Origin of the sequence: Lichenibacterium dinghuense, assembly GCF_021730615.1 — a bacterium.
Taxonomy (GTDB): Bacteria; Pseudomonadota; Alphaproteobacteria; order Rhizobiales; family Beijerinckiaceae; genus Lichenihabitans; species Lichenihabitans dinghuensis.
The window spans coordinates 1,897,580-1,916,604 of the sequence record NZ_JAJLMN010000001.1 but is presented as its reverse complement, the minus strand read 5'-3'; the positions used below and the strand labels follow the sequence as shown (position 1 = coordinate 1,916,604).

Below are 19,025 nucleotides of genomic sequence, written 5' to 3'. Positions count from 1 at the left end.
AGCCCGTCACGCGGGCAGAGCATGCCGCGCCCGGTCAGTTCTTCGGCGACGCGTCCTTGTCGCGCGACGGGTTCGACGCCTTCACGAGCCCGGGCGGCGACTTCGGCGACAGCGCCTCCTTCTGGCGGCGCGTGTCGATGCGCTTCGTCCGGGTGAAGGGTTCGAGCTTCACCGGGCCGCCCGTCCTCACGGCCTCCAGAATGCCGAGGATCACGCGGACGTCCGCGTAGCCCTCCTCGCCGTCGGGCTCGACCTCGGCGCCGTCGAGGATGCACTGCGAGAAATACTTCATCTCGCCGCCGAAATGGTCGGTGCTCTTGAAGCTCGTCGTCGACTTGGAGTCGCCGATCGTTTCCTCGTGCTGGAGCGGCATGCCGTACATGAAGCAGGGGTCGAGCTTGAGGCTGCCCTTCGTGCCCACCACCGTGAAGGTGTCGACGCGGTTGCCGTAGTAGCTCAGCACGAAATGCGCGAGCCGGTCGCCCGGGAAGCGCAGGGTCGCCGCCACCGTGTCGTCGATGTCGCCGAAGCCGGCCTGCGGGTGGCGCGTCGCCACCGCGGACACGACCTCGACCGGCTCGTCCTCGAACATCATGCGGCAGGCGTTGATCGGGTAGGGGCCCATGTCGAACACCGGCCCTGCCTCCTCGCCGCTCTGCGCGCGGTGGTTCTCCGGCGCCACCATCTGCGTGAACACGGAGGAGAACAGGATCAGCTCGCCGAAGTCGCCCGAGCGCACGCGGTCCACCGCGGCGAGCGTCGCGGGCTCGAAGTGGAGCCGGTAGGCCACCATCAGCTTGGCGCGGCCCGTCTCGGCCGCCGCGATGATGGCGCGGCACTTCTCCAGCGTGACCTCGAGCGGCTTCTCCACCAGCACGTGGATGCCGGCCTCCAGCGCCGGCACGGCGAATTCGGCGTGGCGCCAGTTGGGCGTCGCGAGATAGATGGCGTCGACCGTGCCGGAGCGGATCATCGCGCCGAACTCGTCGTAGGAGTAATGCGCCGCGACGCCGTACTGCTTCCCGACGCCCTCGGCCTTCTCGGCGTCGCCGGTCACCAGGGCGACGAGCTCGGAATTGCCCGTGTGGGCGATGCCGGGCAGCATCGCCTCCTGGCTGATGTCGCCGAGGCCGACGACGGCGTAGCGGACCTTCTTGCCGAGGCCCAGGGCGGACAGGATGCTCATGCGGCGCGTTCTCCGGTGTCCCCCGCCAACGCGGCGCGCCGGGGCGGGGTGGCAGGGCGGGAGCCGCGTTCAGTGACGCGGCCGCGCCGGGGCCGGAACCGAAGGGCTCCGCAACATTTGACACGTGATCCCCCGCCGGACCCCGACGATGCCCGCCGAAACCTTCGACCTCGATCCCACCGAGGAGCGCCGCGCCTTTCCGCTGCAGGACTACGCGGCGCTCGGCGACGGCCGCTCGGTCGCGCTGCTGTCGCCGGACGGCGCCGTGGCCTGGTGGTGCGTGCCCGACATCGACTCCCCGCCGCTGTTCGACACGCTGCTGGATCCGGCCGCCGGCGGCTTCTTCGCCCTGCAGCCCGCGGAGCCGTTCCGCGCGACGCGGCAATACCGCGAGGACAGCAACGTGCTCGAAACCACCTTCACCTGCGCGTCCGGGACGGTGCGGCTGACCGAGTCGATGAACAGCACGCTCGCGGGCCGGCTGCCCTGGTGCGAGCTGGCGCGCCGGATCGAGGTCCTGTCCGGCACGGTGCGGATGCGGGCGCGCCTGGTCTTCGGCACGCGCGGCGACGAGGTGTCGCCCTGGCTCCAGCCGAACCCCAACGGCTGCATCTTCCACGCCGGCCCGGTGCTGGGCCTGTTCCGCGCGACGCCCAACATGGAGATCGTCGAGCAGGAGGACCGCACGATCCTGGCCGAGGGCACGCTGAACGCGGGCGAGCGGGCGCTCGTGGCCGTGGTGGCGGGCGAGAACGAGCCGCTCGGCGTGCCGCCCACCGTCGACATGGACACCCGCATCGACCTCAGCGACCAGGCCTGGCGCTCCTGGGCGCACGGGCTGCACTACGACGGGCCGCACCGCGAATCCGTGCGGCGCTCCGCGCTGGCGCTGAAGCTTCTGCTGTTCTCGCCCTCCGGCGCCATCGCGGCCGCGGCCACGACCTCGCTGCCCGAGAAGGCCGGGGGCCCGAAGAACTGGGACTACCGCTACGCCTGGGTGCGCGACGCCGCCTACACGCTGGCGGCCTTCCTGCGCCTCGGCGTCATCCCCGAAAGCAAGGCCGCCTTCACTTGGCTGATCCACCGCCTCGGCGAGACGGGCGCCAAGGTCTGCTACCGGCTCGACGGCTCGCCCGTGCCGCCCGTGCGCGAATACGACCTGCCGGGCTACGCGAACTCGCGGCCCGTGGTGACCGGCAACCGCGCCGCCGAGCAGCACCAGCACGGCATCTACGGCGACATCTTCGAGGCGGCCTGGCTCTTCGTGGAAGGCGGAAACGTGCTCGACGGCACCAGCGCCTTCACGCTGTCGCGCTTCGCCGACGAATGCGCCGACCGCTGGCGGCAGAAGGACGCCGGCATGTGGGAGCTGGAGGAGCCGCAGCACTACACGATGAGCAAGGTGAGCTGCTGGCAGGCGCTGGACTGCGCCATCCGCCTCGCCGAGGAGGGCCACCTCCCCTCCACCTGCGTGCCGCGCTGGACGCGGGAGCGCGACCGCATCGCCGACTGGGTGGACGGGCACTGCTGGTCCGAGAAGAAGCGGGCCTACACGTTCTTCGCCGGCACGGAGCGGCTCGACGCGGCGCTGGTGCTCGCGGCGCGGTTCCGATTTCCGCGCCGCGACCGCGTCTCCTCGACCTGCGACGCGGTCCGGAAGGAACTCGGCGCGGGGCCGCACCTGTGGAGCCGCGGCCCGTGGATCTACCGCTATTCGGGGGCCGAGAAGGAGGAGGGCGCCTTCCTGGCCTGCAGCTTCTGGCTCGCCGAGGCCTATGCGGAGCTGGGCCGCCCCGGCGAGGCGGCGAGCCTCATGGACGAGGCCCTGGCGGCCCTGCCGCCGGGCGTGGGCGTGCTGGCCGAGATGGTGGAGCCGAAGACGGGCGGCTTCCTCGGCAACCTGCCGCAGGGCCTGAGCCACCTCGCGCTGGTCCACGCCGCGCTGTCGCTCGACGAAGCGACGCGAAAGGGATGATGCCGGTTCCTTCGCTCCCCGCCGTCATCGCGTCGCTGCGCTCGCGATGACGATGCGCCTCAGAACGTCTCGACCCAGGGCCGCAGTTCCACCTCCATCGACCAGGCGCTGCGCGGCTGGCGCAGCAGCGACAGGTAGGTTTCGGCGATCGCCGCGGGGTCGAGCATCGAGTCCGGCCTGTCCGCCGGCTCGGGGCGCGAGGCGCTCCGCACCCCGCCGTCGATCACGACGTGGGCCACGTGGATGCCCTTCGGGCCGAGCTCGCGGGCGGCGCTCTGGGCGAGGCCGCGCAGGGCGAACTTGCCCATGGCGAAGGGGGCCGACAGCGCGTAGCCCTTGACGCTGGCCGAGGCCCCGGTGAACAGCAGTGCCCCACGGCCGAGCGGCACCATGCGCCGCGCCGCCTCGCGTGCGGCGAGGAACCCGCCGAAGGCTGACACCTCGATCGCGCGGCGGACCTCCTCCGGGTCGAGGTCGAGCAGCGAGCCCCGCGCGCGCAGGCTCGGGTTGTAGACGACGACGTCCGGCGCCCCCATGGCGCCGTCCACCTCGGCGAAGAGCCGCTCGACCGCGGCCGGGTCCGACGCGTCGGCCGCGAAGGTGGCGGCGCCGACCTCGGCGGCCAAGCCGGCGAGCTTGCCCGTGTCGCGGGCCGACAGCGCGACCTTCAGGCCCGCGCCCGCGAAGGCGCGCGCCACCGCGGCGCTGATGCCGCTGCCCGCCCCGATCACGAGGGCCCTGGAATAGGGGAGACCGTCCACGCGCGCACCCTCCGGTGGTGGCCGGCGGCGCGGCTGCGCCGCCGGCCGGTATCCGTCAATGCGGCTGGGCGTTGGCCTTGTCCATGAGCTGCGAGATGGCGTCGACGCAGGCCTTGATGGGCTCGTCGTCCGGGCACTTCACGTTCACGTCGAGGTTCGGCGTGTGGATGTGGATGCGGGCGCCCTTGCCCTCCGGCGGGTGCGGCGGAGGACGGTGAGGGTGGGGCGGCGGGGGCTGCATGCCGTCGTCGGCCATGTCGTCCATCGCGTCGCCGCCGCCCGCCATCGGGCCCTGCGCCATGCCGCCCGGATTCGCCCCGGGCTGGCCCGGGGCGCCGTTGCGGCCGAGGTCGAGCTTCTGGGGGGCGCCCTCGCCGGGCCGCACGAGGTAGAAGCCGTTGGGCGTCTCGACGATCATGCCCTCGGGCGGGCCGCTCGGCGCGGGGATGTTGGGCGTGTTGGCCTGCGCGCCCGCCGGGCCCTGCGGGGCCGACGGCGGCTGCGGGGCGGCCGGCGCGGGAGCGGGCGGGGTCGGGGCCTGCGCGGCGGCCGGCGGCCTCGGCGCCGGCGGGGTCTGCGCCCATGCCGCGCCCCCCATCGCAACGCCCCCGAGCAGGCCGAGCGCCAACCCCAGCTTCATGCGTCTCATCGTCGGTCTCCGTGATGGCCCCGCGCCGCGGAGGTCTGCGGCGGGTGGCCGCGCCCCCCGTCACCGGACGCGCCGGAGCCGGTCCCAGTTCCGTCAAAGCCGCGGGGGCTGGCGCCACCAGGCCCAGAGCGCCCCGATGGCGAGGCAGATCGCGACGCCGACGACGAACTGCGTGTTGGTCAAGGCGTCGCGTCTCCGGCACCGGACGCGCCGAACAGGTCGGCGCGGTGGGGGTTGAGGCGGCGGAGGTCGCCGCGGCGCATGGTCAGGCCGTGGCGGTCGAAGAACTCCAGGATCTGGATCGCCACCTTGCGGCCGTTCTCCACCCGGTCGCGGAACTGCGCGGCGGTGAACTCGCCGTTCTCGGCCGAGCGCGACAGGTCGGCCACGATGCCGGCCATCTCGGACACGGTCGCGCGGGTGAAGAAGTGGTCGTGCGCCACTTGGTCGATGCGCCCCGAGCGGCCGACGAGCTTGCACACGCGGCGCACCTCCGTCTCGGCCACGCCGAGCAGGTTCGCCACGTCGCGCACCCGCGGCGGGCGGAAGCGCTCCTCGTGCCGGGACACGTGCGGCGCGATGCGGGTCCAGAGCGCCTCGTCGGCGGGGCTGAGCCGCGCCACGTGGCCCGGCAGCCGCACCCAGGAGCCCTCGGCGGCGACGCGCCCGGCCAGGGACAGCCGCGCCAGCGCCGCCACGTAGACGGACCGCGGCAGCCGCGGCTCGAGCTGAAGGCGCAGCCGCTCCGAGCCGAGCCCCTGCAGGTCCGGGTTCTCGGCGTGGAAGGCGTCGAGCGCGCCCGTCAGCGCGGCCGCGTAGCCGTCCCAGCGCGCGGTCGACAGGGCGGTCACGCCGTCGCCGACCTTCAGCGCCACGAGGCCGAGGTCGCGCGCGAGGCCGTCGGCGGCGTCGGCCGCGAGCGCGCGGTCGCGGCAGAAGCCGGACAGGTCGAGGGTGAAGGGGGCGAGGTCGAGGAGCCGCGCGACGGCGCGGGCCGGGTCCGGCTCGACGAGGGCGCCCAACTGGGCCAGGCGCTCGGGGGTGCGGCGCTTGCGGGCCGGCGGGCGGAGGTCGAGCAGCGTGCCGCCGCCGAGCGTGCGGCGCGCCGAAGTGTCGCGCAGCACGAAGCGGTCGCCCGCCGCCGCCGCGATCGGGCGCTCCAGCACGAGCTGCGCGAAGCCCTCAGCGCCCGGCGCGATGCCCTCGGCCGCGAGCGGCACGAGCCGCGCCGCGACGTCGGAGGCGCCGTGGTGCAGCCGCACCGGCAGCCAGGTCGCGGTCGGCTTCGCCTCGCCCGGCAGGACGCGCAGGCGCACGTCGATCCGGTCCGTCGGCGCGTGCAGCGAGGGGTCGAGCGCGACGTCGCCGCGGTGAACGGCGGCCCGCTCGACGCCCGCGAGGTTGAGCGCGCAGCGCTGGCCCGCGAGGCCGCGTTCGGCCGCGTGGTTCTGCGCGTGGATCGAGCGCACGCGCGCCGGCGTGCCGGACGGGCTCAGCACCACCCGGTCGCCCACCGCGACGCCCCCCGACAGGACGGTTCCGGTCACCACCGTGCCGGCCCCGGCGAGCACGAAGGAGCGGTCCACCGCGAGGCGGAAGCGCCCGGCGCGGTCCCGTTCCGCCTGCGCGGCCCGTTCGATCTCCAGCCGCGCCTTCAGCGCCTCGACGTTCTCGCCCGTGACGGTGGATACCGGCAGGATGTCGGCCCCGGCGAGGCCCGTGTCGGCCAGGGCCGCGCGGATCTCGGCCTCGACGGCGGCGCGGCGCTCGGCGTCGGCGAGGTCGGCCTTGGACAGGACGACGAGGCCGCGGCTGAGCCCGAGCAGGTCCGCGATGGCGAGGTGCTCGCGCGTCTGCGGCATCACCCCGTCGTCGGCCGCCACGATCAGCAGGAGGAGGTCGATGCCGGTCGCGCCCGCCACCATGGTGCCCACGAAGCGCTCGTGGCCCGGCACGTCGACGAAGCCCAGCGCGTCGCCGTCGGCCGTCGGCAGGTAGGCGAAGCCGAGGTCGATGGTGATGCCGCGCTTCTTCTCCTCGGGCAGGCGGTCGGTGTCGGTGCCGGTCAGGGCCCGCACCAGCGCGGTCTTGCCGTGGTCGACGTGGCCCGCCGTGCCGACGATCAAGCCTTGGCCCCCGGCAGCGGCGCTGCGGCGCGGCGCTCGGCCTCGGCCATGCCGGCGGCGTCCACGGCCCCGCGCGCGGTCGGCAGGTAGGCGGGGGCCTTGAGGCTGCCGCCGTTCTGGGCGCGGATGAGCCAGCTCAGCGCCTCGACGGGATCGCGGGCCGCGCCGATGCCGACCAGAAGGGCCGCGCCGAGGTAGGATTGCGCGTCGGCGTCCCCCTTGGCGGCGGCTCTCCGCCACCAGGAGACGGCCTTCTCGGGGTCGCGCGGCACGCCGTTGGCGTCGTTGTAGAGGGTGCCGAGCCGCGTCATGGCGGAGGCGACGCCGCCCGCCGCGGCGCGCTCGGCCCAGCGCCGCGCGGCGACGAGGTCCTGCTCCACGCCGACGCCCTCCAGCAGCATGTAGCTCAGCATGTCCTGGCTGGGCGCGTCGCCGTTCTCGGCGCCGAGCCGGTAGCGCCAGGCCGCCTCGACGTCGTCCTGCTCCACGCCCTCGCCGCGGAAATACAGGGACGCGAGGTTGCGCTGCGCCACGGGGTCGCGCGCCTCGGCGGCGAGGCCGATCCAGCGGTGCGCGAGCGCATAGTCGCGCTCGACGCCGAGCCCTTCCGCGAAGCAGGCGCCGATGTTGTTGCGGGCGCGGGCGTGGCCCTTGCGGGCCAGCGGCTCCCAGATGGCGAGCGCGCCCCCGTAGTCGCCCGCGGAGGCCAGGGCTCCGGCGCGGTCCATGGCGGCGGCCGGGTCTTCGGCTTTGCGCCCGAGCAGGCGGTCAAGGAACGGCATGGGGATGCGGCAGGTCCTGCAGGGTGGCGATGAAACCGGCCTCGTCCTCGAGGCAGCGGAGGTCGAGCACGAGCGCGCCCTCGCTGACGCGGCCGATCACCGGGCGGGGCAGGGCGCGCAGCGCGGCGGCGAGCCGGCCGAGCGCGTCGCCGCCCGCCCGCACGAATAGGCCGGCGCTCGGGATGGTGTCGACCGGCAGCGCGCCCGAGCCGATCTGCGAGCGGCAGTCGCCGACGCTCACGTCGAAGCCGGGCAGGGCGGCGGCGGCGGCGGGCCGCACGCGCTCGGCGAGGGCGCGGATCTCGGCGGCCGGGCGGGCGAGCAGGCGCAGCGTCGGCAGCGTCCGGTCGAGCCGGTCGGGGTCGCGGTAAAGCTTCAGCGTGGCTTCGAGGGCGGCGAGGCGCATCTTGTCGACCCGCAGCGCGCGCTTCATCGGGTTGCGGTTGACGCGGGCCACCGCCTCGGCACGGCCGACCACGAATCCCACCTGCGGGCCGCCGAGCAGCTTGTCGCCCGAGAAGGTGACGAGGTCGGCGCCGTCCGCGACGGCCTCGCGCACGGTGGGCTCCTTTTTCAGCCCCCAGCGCGACAGGTCGACCAGCGTGCCGGAGCCGAGGTCGTTGCAGAAGGCCACGCCGGCGGCGCGAGCGAGGCCGGCGAGTTCCGGCGCCTCCACCTCCTTGGTGTAGCCCTCGATGCGGTAGTTCGAGGTGTGGACCTTCATCACGAGGCCCGTGTCGGGGCCGAAGCCGGCGACGTAGTCCTTGGGATGCGTGCGGTTGGTGGTGCCGACCTCGCGTAAGGTGGCTCCGGCCTGCGTCATCAGCTCGGGGATGCGGAACGAGCCGCCGATCTCGACGAGCTCGCCGCGCGACACCACGGCCTCGCGGCCCGCCGCGAAGGTGTTGATGACGAGCAGCACCGCGGCGGCGTTGTTGTTCACCACCGTGCCGTCTTCGGCCCCCGTCACCTCGCGCAGGAGGGCGCGGACGTGATCGTCGCGCTCGCCGCGGCGGCCGGTATCGAGGTCGTATTCCAGCGCCACGGCATGGCCCGCGGCCTCGGCGGCGGCCGTGAGCGCGGTCTCGGCCAGGAGCGCGCGGCCGAGGTTGGTGTGCAGCACCGTGCCGGTGAGGTTGAACAGCGGGCGCAGGCTCGAGCGGTCCCGCGCCGCGAGCCGGCGTCCGGCCTCGGCCGCGACGGCCTCGCGGGAGATCTCGGCGTCGGCGCCGGAGCGCAGCGCCGTCCGCGCCTCCGCCACCGCGGCCCGGATCGCCTCGGCGGCCTCGGCGCGGCCGAAGCGCGTGACCAGCGCCGCGCCGCCCGCGTGGCGCATCACGTCGTCGACCCCCGGCAGATCGCGCAGGCGGGACGCGGGGCTGGCCGACATGCCGTCAGTAGCCCAGCAGGAACGGGTCGTAGGCGCCGCGCTTGTAGCGCGTGCCCTGCATCAGCATGTCGAGGGCGAGGCTGCCGACGTCGTCCGCGACGGCCTCGACCAGCGTGTCCTTCTGGCCCTGCAGGATCTTCACGTAGCGGCCGCAGCTGTCGCAGGTTTCGGCCTTCACGGTGTCGGTGCCGCCTTCCACGCCCATGTAGGTGATGCCCTCGGTGGAGTCGCACAGCGTGCACTTCACCCGCACGACGTTCCACATGGTGGCGCAGAGCGCGCAGGTGCAGTAGCGCGCGCCCTCGGCGTTCTGCCAGCCCACGATCGTGGAGGACACGGGCGGGCCGCCGCAGCACGGGCAGGCGCCGGTGCCGACCGGCACGAGCGACTTCGGATCGAGCGTCGCCGCCAGCCGCGCGAGGTGGACCTGCAGGGCCGCCGCCGCGTAGGCGTGTTCGGCGAGGCCGGCCTCGGGCCGCTCGCCGGCCAGCACGGTGCGGGCGCAGGTGTCGCGCAGCGCCCGGTCGGCCGTGATGCGCCCCAGGGCGGCGCGGGCCTCGTCGGGCTGCTCGATCCGGCCGGCGGCGTCGAACAGCGCTTCGAAGGTCGCGTCGAAGGCGGCATCGGGGGCGAGCGCCGCGCGGTCGAGCGGCGGCATGGCGTGGTCTCGCGCGCGGGCCAGCGCCTCGGCGTCCGGCGGCTCCACGGGCGGCAGCGCGGCGACGATGGAGGCCTGTGCGTCGGCGATGCCGGCCAGGAACAGCAGGAAGGGCTTGAGGTCGCTGTGGTCCGCGTAGGCGCGCAGGCGCAGGCTGCGCTTCAGGAACACGGCCTCGGGCTCCGGCAGGCGCGCGAAGGGCGGGACGACGACGCCGCCGATGGCGGTGGGATCGGCCTCGATGGTTCTCGGGTCGGACATGGCCGTGATCTATGTCACCCACCCCGGACTGCAAAGCGCCGCCGCGCCGTCCGGCGGCAAAAAGCCGGCCCCGCGCCGGACCCTCGCGGGGCCGTGCCCGCCAGCGTCACACGCAGAGCCGCCGCCGATCCGGTCGAAACTTCGGCAGGCCACAACCGTTGGAAGTGGGCAACGGGACGGGAGGGCACGAGATGAGCACGGGTGACGGGTCGATGACGTTCGACTGGATCTTCTTCGCCATCGTGGCGCTGCCGATGGCCTTCGCGGCCTGGGAACTCTACAAGACGCCCAAGGGGCTCTGAAGACGAACGCAGTGATCGGGCGGCCTGGGTCCGCCCGTCGATCGGCTTTCCGACGACCTCCGATGCCGAAACGGAAAGGGGCCGCACGCTCACGCGTGCGGCCCTTTCCGTTTCGCCGAGGCGAAGCCTCAGAGCCCGAGGTGCTTCGCCGCCTTCGTGCTCTCCACGGCGTTGGCCCGGGCCGGGCCCTTGCGGCGCAGGCCGGTGAGCTGCTTCAGCCACTTGCGATGGTGGCGGTAGGCCCAGCCGGCGGTCACGTTGCCCCGCGTCATCGCCCGCATCGTGCCCTGGATCCAGATCGACGCGTAGACGTGCGTGATCCAGATCAGGATGATGACGATGGCCGCCGCGGCGTGGAGCAGCGCCGCCCAGCGCTGCGTCTCGATCGCGGTGTAGACGGAGAAATACTCCTGCCAGATCACGATGCCGGTGGCGATCAGCACCAGGATCAGCGCCGACATGCCCCAGAACACGATCTTCTGGCCGGCGTTGTACTTGCCCATCTCGGGCAGGCGCTCCTCGTTGCCCGCCACCACGTCCTTGAAGCGCACCAGCCAGGTCACGTCGTCCCTGTTGGGCAGGTTGGCGCGCCACAGCTGGGCGAAGAAGACGTAGAAGGACACGAACAGCAGCACGCCGATCCACGGGTGGATCCAGCGCGTCGTCTGCCCGCCGCCGAAGATGTTGGTCAGGAAGAACAGGTAGGGGCTGTAGAGGGCGAGCCCCGACAGCGCCAGCGCGATCAGGCTGAAGGCCACGACCCAGTGGTTCAAGCGCGCCAGCGGGCCGTAGCGCTTGACCGTGGTGGGCGTGCCCTCGAGGCCGGGGGTGATCTCATCCCCCGGCTGCACCATGGTGCGGTGCTCGACCCCCCGGTCGGGGTCGAGCTTGTGCGTGTCGCGGAGGGCTTCGCTCATGCATCCTCCTTGGTGAGGGCCTCGCCCTCCTCCTCGTCGTGCTTCGTGACCTTGTTCTGGCCGGCGAAGACGGCGTGGGCCACGCTGGCGACGGCGGCGAAGCCGATCGCCGCGAGGCCGGCGAACTTGCCCGCGCCCTTCCAGGCCTGCACCAGGCTGGAGATCTTGGGGTCCTTGGGCAGGTTGCTGTAGGCGGTCGGGTCGTTGGCGTGCTGGAGCACGTACATGACGTGCGTGCCCCCGACGCCCGGCGGGTCGTAGAGCCCGGCGTTCTTGTAGCCGCGCGCGTTGAGGTCCTTCACGCGGTCAGCGGCCTCGGCCTTCATCTCGTCCTTGGTGCCGAACGAGATGGCGTGGGTCGGGCAGGCCTTGGCGCAGGCCGGGCCCTGGCCCACCGCCACGCGGTCGGAGCACAGCGTGCACTTGTACGCCTTGTGGTCCGTCTGCGAGATGCGCGGGATGTTGAAGGGGCAGCCCTTCACGCAGTAGCCGCAGCCGATGCAGTTGTCGTGGACGAAGTCCACGATGCCGTTCGAATACTGCACGATGGCGCCGGGGGCCGGGCACGCCTTGAGGCAGCCCGGGTCGGAGCAGTGCATGCAGCCGTCCTTGCGGATCAGCCACTCGAGCTTGTCCGTCTCCGGGTTGGTCCATTCGTTGAACCGCATCAGAGTGAACATGTTCGGCGTGAGATCGTGGGGGTTCATGTAGGTCCCCTGGAACGTCTCCATCTCGGGATGGGTGTCGTTCCACTCGATGCACGCCGACTGGCAGGCCTTGCAGCCGATGCACTTCGAGATGTCGATCAGCTTGGCGACTTCGGTCAGCCTCCGCGCCGGCTCCGGCACGGAGGAGGCCGACCTCTTGATGAGGTCGGCGTCGGAGAAGCCCGGGACGGGCTGCCCGATGGGAGCGTTAGGCATGAACATGGTCTAGCTCCCCTTACGCGATGGCCGGAGGCGTGGTCGGCTCGATGTTGACCAGGAAGGCCTTGAACTCGGGCGTGTCCGAGTTCGCGTCGCCGACCACGGGCGTGAGGGAGTTCGGCCCCCAACCCTTGATGGCCGCGCCCATGAAGCCCCAGTGCAGCGGGATGCCGACCACGTGGACCGTCTTGCCGTCGCACACGAGCGGCTGGATGCGCTTCGTGACGTAGGCCTTGGCCTTCACCTCGCCGCGCTTGGACCACACGCGGACCCAGCCGGCGTCCTGGATGCCCTTCTCGGCCGCGAGCTCGTGGCCGATCTCCACGAAGAACTCGGGCTGGAGCACCGAGTTCACCCGGTTGTGCTTGGTCCAGTAGTGGAAGTGCTCCGTCAGCCGGTACGAGGTCGCCGCGTAGGGGAACTCGTCCGAGTTGCCGAAGGAGGCCACGTCCGCCTGGAACACGCGCGACACGGGGTTGCCGCGGATCGCCGGGTTGATGACGTTTTTGACCGGCGACTCGAAGGGCTCGTAGTGGATCGGGAACGGCCCGTCGCGGAGCAGCGCGCGGGTGAAGATGCGCGCCGTCCCTTCCTGGTTCAGGATGAACGGCTGCACCGTGCCGGGCTTGGCGTCCGGCGCGATGTCCGGCACGTCCACGCCGGCCCACTTGGTCCCGTTCCACTCGATCAGCTTGCGGCTCGGATCCCACGGCTTGCCCTGCATGTCGCAGGAGGCCGCGTTGTAGAGCACGCGGCGGTTGACCGGCCACGCGAACGTCCAGTTGAGGAACGTCCCCATGTTGCCCGGGTCCGCGTTGTCGCGGCGGGCCATGTTGTTGCCGTTCTCGTTCCACTGGCCGGAATAGATCCAGCAGCCCGAGGAGGTCGTGCCGTCGTTCTTGAGCTGGCTGAAGTTCAGCAGCAGCTTGCCCTTGCCGACCGTGAGCTTGGTCGGGTCCTTGGGGTCGAACTGGTCCGCGAGCGCGTAGCCGTTGACCTCCTTGGCGAGCTCCGCGGGCGAAGGCTCCTCGGGGTCCGCGTAGTCCCAGGTCAGGTTGAGGATCGGGTCCGGGAAGGCCCCGCCCTCGGCCTGGTAGAGCTTCTTCACGCGCAGGAAGATCTGCGCCATGATCCAGGTGTCGTGCTTGCACTCGCCGGGCGCCGTGCCGCCGGCCCAGTGCCACTGCAGCCAGCGCCCCGAGTTGGCGAGCGAGCCCTCCTCCTCGGCGAACAGCGTCGTCGGGAGCTGGAACACCTCGGTCTTGATCTCGGCCGACTTGACGTCGTTGTAGACGCCGAAGTTCTTCCAGAAGTTGGACGTCTCGGTGTCGAGCGGGTCCATCGTCACGAGGAACTTCAGCTTCGACAGGCAGGCCGTCGTCTTCGCCCGGTTCGGGATCGACAGGATCGGGTTGAAGCCCTGGCAGAAGTAGCCGTTGACCTTGCTCTCCTGCATCAGCTCGAACATGCGCAGGATGTCGTAGGCCGGCACGTCGAGCTTGGGCAGGTAGTCGAACGCCCAGTCGTTGTCCTTCGTGGCGTGGTCGCCCCACATGCTCTTCTGGAACGACACGAAGAACTTGTCGTAGTTCTTCCAGTAGCTGGTCTGGTCCTGGCGCAGCGGCTTGTACTGGCGCGTGGCCATGTAGTCGCCGATCGTCTTCTCCTTCTCGGTCGGGATCGAGAGGTATCCCGGGATCAGGTTGGACATCAGGCCGAGGTCGGTCAGACCCTGGATGTTGGAATGGCCGCGCAGGGCGTTCATGCCGCCGCCCGCGATGCCGATGTTGCCCAGCAGCAGCTGCAGCATCGCCATGGTGCGGATGTTCTGCGCGCCCTTGGAGTGCTGCGTCCAGCCGAGCGCGTACATCGACGTCATCGCCTTGTCGGGCGCGGACGTGGCCGCGATCATCTCGCAGATGTGGAGGAACTTGTCCTTCGGCGTGCCGCAGATGCGCTCGACGAGCTCGGGCGTGTATTGCTCGACGTGGCCCTTGAGGAGCTGCCACACCGTGCGCGGGTTCTCTAGCGACATGTCCTGCTGGACGAAGCCGTCCGGCCCGAGCTGGTAGTCCCAGGTGGAGCGGTCGTAGTCCCGCCGCATCTCGTCGTAGCCGGTGAACAGGCCGTCCTTGTAGGCGAAGCCGTCCTTAATCAGGTACGAGATGTTGGTGTAGTTCTTGGCGTATTCCCACTGGATCTTGTCGTTGGCGATGCAGTAGCGGATCACGCCGAGCAGGAAGGCGATGTCGGTGCCCTGGCGGATCGGGGCGTAATAGTCCGAGACCGCGGCCGTGCGCGTGTAGCGCGGGTCGACGACGATCAGCTTGGCGCCGCGGTGGGCCTTGGCCTCGACCAGCCACTTGAAGCCGCACGGATGCGCTTCGGCCGCGTTGCCGCCCATCACGATCGCGAGATCGGTGTTCTTGATATCAGTCCACGGCTGCGTCATCGCGCCACGGCCAAACGTCGGGCCCAAACTGGACACCGTCGGGCCGTGTCAGACACGCGCCTGGTTGTCGAACCCCAGGATGCCCATCGAGCGGACGGCCTTGTAGGTCAGGAAGGCCGTCTCGTTCGTGGTGGCGGAAGCGCCGAGGAATCCCACCGTGGTCCAGCGGTTGACCGCCGTGCCGTCCTTGTTCTTCGCGATGAAGTTGGCGTCGCGGTCGTCCTTCATCAGGCGCGCGATGCGGTCGAGGGCGTAGTCCCAGCTGACCTCGGTCCACGCGTCCGAGCCGGGCTTGCGCACGCGGGGGACGGTGATGCGGGTCTTCGAGGTGACGAAGTCGTGGAGCGCCGCACCCTTCGGGCACAGCGTGCCGCGGTTCGTCGGGTGGTCGATGTCACCCTCGATGTGGGTGATCTCGGCGCGCTCCCCCTTCTTCAGGTCGCCCTTGGAATACATGATGATCCCGCAGGCCACCGAGCAGTAGGGGCAGGTGTTGCGGGTTTCCGTGGTGTTGGCGAGCTTGTAGGGCCTGATGGCCGCGGCCTGCGCCGCTTCGACGCCGGCGAACCCGAAGGCCCCCAGCGAAGTCCCCGCCGCACCCACGCCCGCCATCTTCAGAAAGTGGCGCCGTGAGAGCTCCATGTTCATGAATGCCCTCCCTTCATCCTTCGTCGCGTCATGCACGCTCGGGTGAGATGGATCTCGCTTAGAACGATTACGATTGTCACAACCATGCGACATCGGCGCGCGCAAGCCTGAAATGATAGGATCGGCGTGGGGCGCCGCGCGTTCGACGTCAAGCGACGCGCGGCGATGCAATCAACCTTCTGATTTGTCCGACAGATATTCTGCGACGAGTTGCCGGAACCGGGTGCGCCCGAAGCTCGGGAAGTGCCCGCCGTGCACGATGCGCGGGTCGAGGTCCGCGGCGAGCCGCTCCAGGGTCCGGCGGTAGGTCGCGACGTCGGAATCCGGGCAGGTGTCGACCAGCGGCCCGTCGTAGACCGCGTCCTGCGCGAAGAGCGTGCCGGTGCGCTCCTCCCACAGCGCGAGGTGACCGCGCGAATGGCCGGGCGTGTGCAGCACCACGAGGACGCGGTCGCCGAGATCGATGCGATCGCCTTCGCCGACGAGCCGCGTCGCCGGGGCCGGGCGGATGCGGTGGCGCCCGGCATCCCAGCCCGCGGGCCTGCGCGTGAAGGCTTCGGCGTCGCGGCTGCCGTCGGCGTACTTGCCGAAGAGCGTGTGCTCCGGGTCCGGGTCGGCCAGCACGGCGGCCTCGGCCGGGTGGGCCAGTCGCTCGTCCTCCGGGCCGTCGAACTCGTGCGCCGCGCCGATGTGGTCCCAGTGGGTGTGGCTGACGAGCAGCGTCACCGGCCGGCCCCGCAGGGCCGTCACGCGGGCCCGCAGCGGCACGTGGCCGAGGCCGGCGTCGATCAGGAGGTCGCGGTCGCGCCCGCGCACGAGCCACATGTGGCCGCGGAAGAAGGGCGGCATCCAGGGCTCGTGGATCAGGGTGACGCCGTCGGCGAAGGGCAGGAGCTCGTACCAGTCGGCCGCCGCGACCTCATGCGCGTCCCGCATGGCACACTCCGGAGATTGTGAAGGGATCGTATACAGCGCCATGCAGATTCGTTCGAGCTGCACTGCACCCTGTCATGTTGCGGTGCACCATGGGCCGCTCTAGGTTCCGGTCATCGGCATCAAGACCGATCCGGGAGGTTTGATCCATCAACCCGTTTGAGGGAAATCGAACCATGTTCAACAAACTCTTCGCCCTGGCGCAGGATCGCCTCGACAAGAACCGCCGCTACCGCCAGCTCATCGCCGAGATCAACGGCCTGACCAACGCCGAGCTCGTCGAGATGGGGGCTTTCCAGTCCGACCTCTACGCCGCCGCTCACAAGCAGGTCTACGGCGCCTGACATCGAGCCCGCCCGGCACCGTGCCGGGGCGGGCCTGACGGGGTCGCCGCGCGCGCGACCCGAACAGCGAAGGGCCGCGGCACCGCAGGGTGTCGCGGCCCTTCTCGGTTTCCGGCCTTGAGCCGCGCGGGCGCGGCCCCACCTTCGCACGCGGCGGGGGGAGACGGCATGGCGGGACGGGGCTGGAGGATCGAGGACGCGCCGCGGCTCGACGGGCGGCGCGCCGTGGTCACCGGCGCTTCGGGCGGCCTCGGCTTCGAGACCGCGCTGGGCCTGGCCCGCCGCGGCGCCGCCGTGGTGCTGGCCGCCCGCGACCCCGGCAGGGCCGAGGCGGCCCGCCGCCGCATCGCCGGCGCTGTGCCGGGCGCCGACGTCGGCTTCGCCCGGCTCGACCTCGCCGACCTCGCCTCGGTGGCCGCCTTCGCGGCGGGCGTCGTCGCCTCCGGCCCGCTCGACGTCCTGGTCTGCAACGCCGGCGTGATGGCTTTCCCGACCCGCCGCACCACGCGCGACGGCTTCGAGGAGCAGTTCGGCACCAACTACCTCGGCCATTTCGCCCTCGCGGCGCGCCTGATGCCGGCGCTGACCGGGGCGGGAGGAGCCGCGCGCGTCGTCAGCGTCGCCAGCCTCGCCCACGTCCAGGGGCGCATCGACCTCGACGACCTGCAGGGCGCGACGCGCTACGACCCCTGGACGGCCTACCGGCAGAGCAAGCTCGCCATGCTGATCTTCGCGCGCGAGCTGCAGCGGCGGGCCGACGCGGCCGACTGGCCGCTCCGCGCTGTGGCGGCGCATCCCGGCTGGGCCGTCACTGACATCATCTCCAACGGGCCGGGGCAGGGGCGCGGCGGCCTCAAGCCCGCGATGATGAACCTCGCCTTCCGCCTGCTCGGCCAATCCGCGGCGGACGGCGCCCTCCCGATCCTGTATGCAGCGACCGCGCCCGAGGCGGAGCCCGGCGGCTATTACGGCCCGACGGGGCGGGGCGAGCGGACGGGCCCGGTCGGTCCCTCGCGCGTCATGCCGCAGGCGCGGGACGCGGGCGTCGCGCGGGCGCTGTGGGACGCGTCCGAGCGGCTCACGGGCGTGAGGTTCGAGACGGAGGTGGGAGCATGACGCGGATCGCGGTCCTGGCAGCGGGCGCCATGGGGGCCGGCATGGGCCTCCGCCTGAGGGAGCACGGCGCGACCGTGCTCACCAACCTCGACGGCCGCGGCGCCGCGAGCCGCGCCCGCGCCGCCGAGGCCGGCATGGCGGACGTTCCGCTCGACGAGATCGCCGGCGCCGATCTCGTCCTGTCGATCGTGCCGCCCGGCTCGGCGGTGGAACTCGCCGAGCGCCTCGCGCCGGCGCTGCGGGCCGGCGCGGCCAAGCCCGTCTTCGTCGACCTCAACGCCGTCGCGCCCGCCACCGTCGAGCGGGTGCGCGCCGCGCTGGACGGCACGGGCTGCGCCGTGGTCGACGGCTGCATCATCGGGGCTCCGCCGAAGGCCCGCATGACGGGGCAGAGCAAGAGCCCGGCCGTCTACGTCAGCGGCGACCCCGACGGGCTCACGGCGCCTCTGGCCCGCCACGGCATCGACCTCTGGCCGATGGAGGCGGGGTTCGGCGCGGCCTCGGCGCTGAAGCTCGTCTACGCCATGTGCACCAAGGGCGTCACCGCGCTCGCGGCCGGCATGTTCCTCGCCGCCGAGCGCGAGGGCGCCGGCGACGCGCTGCGGGCCGAGCTCGCGCGCAGCCAGCCGGAGCTGGTGGAGCGCTTCGGCAAGGCCATGCCGGACATGCTGCCCAAGGCCTACCGCTGGGTGGCCGAGATGCGCGAGATCGCGATCCTCCTCGGCCCCGACGACCCGACCGCGGCCATGCTGGAGGGCGCCGCGCGGGTCTACGAGCGGCTCGCCGCCGACGGGCAGGGGTCGGGCGAGCTCGGCCGCGCGCTGCTCGGCGCGTCCGCGCCGCGCTGAGGCCGGCTCCGGCTCCGCCCGCCTAGCGCGGCCGGGCGACGCCCTCGGCGTCGTCGCCCTCCACGGTCCGGCCGTAGCCGCGCCGCCGCATGCGGGCGATGACGCGCTCGATCTCCTCGTCGGCCAGCACGGGAGGCTCGCCGAGCGCCAGCGCGCCGAGGTAGAGCCGCGCCAGCGCCTCGACCTCGACGGCCAGCGCCAGGGCGGCGGCCGGCGTGGGCCCGAGCGCGATCATGCCGTGCTGGCCGAGCAGGCAGGCGCGGCGCCCCTCCAGCGCCGCCACGGCGTGGTCCGACAGCGCCTGGCTGCCGAAGGTGGCGTAGGGCGCGCAGCGGATCGTGGGGCCGCCCGCCAGCGCCACCATGTAGTGGAAGGCCGGGATCGGGCGGTGGTGGCAGGCCAGCGTGGTGGCGTGGGGCGAGTGGCAGTGCAGCACGCTGTCGACGTCCGGCCGGGTGGCGAGGATGTCGGCGTGGAAGCGCCATTCCGAGGAGGGCCGCCGCGGCCCCTCGTAGGTGCCGTCGAACCCCATCGGCACGATGTCGCCGGGCTCCATGGCGTCGTAGGGCAGGGAGGTCGGGGTCACGAGGAAGCCCGCTCCGGTTCGCGCCGACAGGTTGCCCGAGGTGCCCTGGTTGAGGCCGGTCGCGTTCATGCGGCGGCACGCGTCCACCATGTCGCGCCGCAGGTCCCCGTCGTCCATCTCGCGCTCCCCGCCGTCCCGCCCTCGGGCGTGTCCGCACCGTGGCAC

General features: G+C 72.2%; 16 protein-coding genes. 4 read left to right on the top strand and 12 right to left on the bottom strand.

All coding sequences use genetic code 11. The annotated features are described in order from the left end of the window. Positions 1-34: 34 nt before the first annotated feature. Complete coding sequence (locus L7N97_RS09275) at positions 35-1,186, bottom strand: Gfo/Idh/MocA family protein (protein ID WP_237478024.1); 1,152 nt, start codon at positions 1,184-1,186, stop codon at positions 35-37. 148 nt (positions 1,187-1,334) lie between these two features. Between L7N97_RS09275 and L7N97_RS09270 the strand changes: the two genes are divergently transcribed. After that, positions 1,335-3,161 carry a glycoside hydrolase family 15 protein gene (locus L7N97_RS09270; RefSeq protein WP_237478023.1) on the top strand — a complete coding sequence of 609 codons (1,827 nt, stop codon included), beginning with the start codon at positions 1,335-1,337 and terminating at the stop codon, positions 3,159-3,161. Between the two features lie 59 nt (positions 3,162-3,220). Here the strand turns inward: L7N97_RS09270 and L7N97_RS09265 are convergent, their stop codons facing one another. The 10 genes from L7N97_RS09265 to L7N97_RS09220 all read right to left on the bottom strand — a co-directional run bounded on the left by L7N97_RS09265 (position 3,221) and on the right by L7N97_RS09220 (position 15,969). Further along, a complete protein-coding gene (locus L7N97_RS09265; RefSeq protein WP_237478022.1) occupies positions 3,221-3,922 on the bottom strand; it encodes an SDR family NAD(P)-dependent oxidoreductase in 702 nt (233 codons plus the stop codon). Positions 3,923-3,977: 55 nt separating this feature from the next. Beyond that, a complete protein-coding gene (locus tag L7N97_RS09260) occupies positions 3,978-4,571 on the bottom strand; it encodes a hypothetical protein (protein WP_237478021.1) in 594 nt (197 codons plus the stop codon). Positions 4,572-4,750: 179 nt separating this feature from the next. Next, on the bottom strand, positions 4,751-6,697 hold the full coding sequence (gene selB / locus L7N97_RS09255) for a selenocysteine-specific translation elongation factor (RefSeq protein ID WP_237478020.1): 1,947 nt from the start codon (positions 6,695-6,697) through the stop codon (positions 4,751-4,753). Then, positions 6,694-7,479 carry a tetratricopeptide repeat protein gene (locus L7N97_RS09250; protein ID WP_237478019.1) on the bottom strand — a complete coding sequence of 262 codons (786 nt, stop codon included), beginning with the start codon at positions 7,477-7,479 and terminating at the stop codon, positions 6,694-6,696. Before L7N97_RS09250 ends, selB begins: the two co-directional genes overlap by 4 nt. Continuing rightward, positions 7,466-8,869, bottom strand: coding sequence for an L-seryl-tRNA(Sec) selenium transferase (gene selA, locus L7N97_RS09245; protein WP_237478018.1), 1,404 nt, complete (start codon positions 8,867-8,869; stop codon positions 7,466-7,468). The genes L7N97_RS09250 and selA overlap by 14 nt, the downstream gene beginning before the upstream one ends. 4 nt (positions 8,870-8,873) lie before the next feature. Next, complete coding sequence (gene fdhE, locus L7N97_RS09240; RefSeq protein WP_237478017.1) at positions 8,874-9,788, bottom strand: formate dehydrogenase accessory protein FdhE; 915 nt, start codon at positions 9,786-9,788, stop codon at positions 8,874-8,876. A gap of 430 nt (positions 9,789-10,218) precedes the next feature. Further along, on the bottom strand, positions 10,219-10,944 hold the full coding sequence (locus L7N97_RS09235; RefSeq protein ID WP_237482128.1) for a formate dehydrogenase subunit gamma: 726 nt from the start codon (positions 10,942-10,944) through the stop codon (positions 10,219-10,221). A gap of 59 nt (positions 10,945-11,003) precedes the next feature. Beyond that, positions 11,004-11,936 carry a formate dehydrogenase subunit beta gene (gene fdxH, locus L7N97_RS09230; protein WP_237478016.1) on the bottom strand — a complete coding sequence of 311 codons (933 nt, stop codon included), beginning with the start codon at positions 11,934-11,936 and terminating at the stop codon, positions 11,004-11,006. 13 nt (positions 11,937-11,949) lie between these two features. Next, positions 11,950-15,033 carry a formate dehydrogenase-N subunit alpha gene (fdnG, locus tag L7N97_RS09225; protein ID WP_237478015.1) on the bottom strand — a complete coding sequence of 1,028 codons (3,084 nt, stop codon included), beginning with the start codon at positions 15,031-15,033 and terminating at the stop codon, positions 11,950-11,952. A gap of 171 nt (positions 15,034-15,204) precedes the next feature. Beyond that, on the bottom strand, positions 15,205-15,969 hold the full coding sequence (locus L7N97_RS09220) for an MBL fold metallo-hydrolase (protein ID WP_237478014.1): 765 nt from the start codon (positions 15,967-15,969) through the stop codon (positions 15,205-15,207). Positions 15,970-16,142: 173 nt separating this feature from the next. On the opposite strand from L7N97_RS09220, the gene L7N97_RS09215 reads away from it, so the two are divergent. From L7N97_RS09215 to L7N97_RS09205, 3 genes are all read left to right on the top strand, one after another. Then, positions 16,143-16,310, top strand: a complete 168-nt coding sequence (locus L7N97_RS09215; protein ID WP_237478013.1) for a hypothetical protein — start codon at positions 16,143-16,145, stop codon at positions 16,308-16,310. A 168-nt stretch (positions 16,311-16,478) separates the two neighbouring features. Beyond that, positions 16,479-17,426, top strand: a complete 948-nt coding sequence (locus L7N97_RS09210; RefSeq protein ID WP_237478012.1) for an SDR family oxidoreductase — start codon at positions 16,479-16,481, stop codon at positions 17,424-17,426. Beyond that, positions 17,423-18,274, top strand: coding sequence for an NAD(P)-dependent oxidoreductase (locus L7N97_RS09205; protein WP_237478011.1), 852 nt, complete (start codon positions 17,423-17,425; stop codon positions 18,272-18,274). The genes L7N97_RS09210 and L7N97_RS09205 overlap by 4 nt, the downstream gene beginning before the upstream one ends. Before the next feature lie 22 nt (positions 18,275-18,296). On the opposite strand, the gene L7N97_RS09200 is transcribed toward L7N97_RS09205, so the two are convergent. After that, positions 18,297-18,977 (bottom strand): class II aldolase/adducin family protein, encoded by a 681-nt coding sequence (locus tag L7N97_RS09200; RefSeq protein ID WP_237478010.1) that lies wholly within the window; start codon positions 18,975-18,977, stop codon positions 18,297-18,299. Positions 18,978-19,025 lie beyond the last annotated feature (48 nt).

Coding starts and splice junctions, on each gene's coding strand:
- L7N97_RS09275 (WP_237478024.1), bottom strand. CDS start 1,186: ATGAGCATCCTGTCCGCCCTGGGCCTCGGCAAGAAGGTCCGCTACGCC.
- L7N97_RS09270 (WP_237478023.1), top strand. CDS start 1,335: ATGCCCGCCGAAACCTTCGACCTCGATCCCACCGAGGAGCGCCGCGCC.
- L7N97_RS09260 (WP_237478021.1), bottom strand. CDS start 4,571: ATGAGACGCATGAAGCTGGGGTTGGCGCTCGGCCTGCTCGGGGGCGTT.
- L7N97_RS09250 (WP_237478019.1), bottom strand. CDS start 7,479: ATGCCGTTCCTTGACCGCCTGCTCGGGCGCAAAGCCGAAGACCCGGCC.
- selA (WP_237478018.1), bottom strand. CDS start 8,869: ATGTCGGCCAGCCCCGCGTCCCGCCTGCGCGATCTGCCGGGGGTCGAC.
- fdhE (WP_237478017.1), bottom strand. CDS start 9,788: ATGTCCGACCCGAGAACCATCGAGGCCGATCCCACCGCCATCGGCGGC.
- L7N97_RS09235 (WP_237482128.1), bottom strand. CDS start 10,944: ATGGTGCAGCCGGGGGATGAGATCACCCCCGGCCTCGAGGGCACGCCC.
- fdxH (WP_237478016.1), bottom strand. CDS start 11,936: ATGTTCATGCCTAACGCTCCCATCGGGCAGCCCGTCCCGGGCTTCTCC.
- L7N97_RS09220 (WP_237478014.1), bottom strand. CDS start 15,969: ATGCGGGACGCGCATGAGGTCGCGGCGGCCGACTGGTACGAGCTCCTG.
- L7N97_RS09215 (WP_237478013.1), top strand. CDS start 16,143: ATGTTCAACAAACTCTTCGCCCTGGCGCAGGATCGCCTCGACAAGAAC.
- L7N97_RS09210 (WP_237478012.1), top strand. CDS start 16,479: ATGGCGGGACGGGGCTGGAGGATCGAGGACGCGCCGCGGCTCGACGGG.
- L7N97_RS09205 (WP_237478011.1), top strand. CDS start 17,423: ATGACGCGGATCGCGGTCCTGGCAGCGGGCGCCATGGGGGCCGGCATG.
- L7N97_RS09200 (WP_237478010.1), bottom strand. CDS start 18,977: ATGGACGACGGGGACCTGCGGCGCGACATGGTGGACGCGTGCCGCCGC.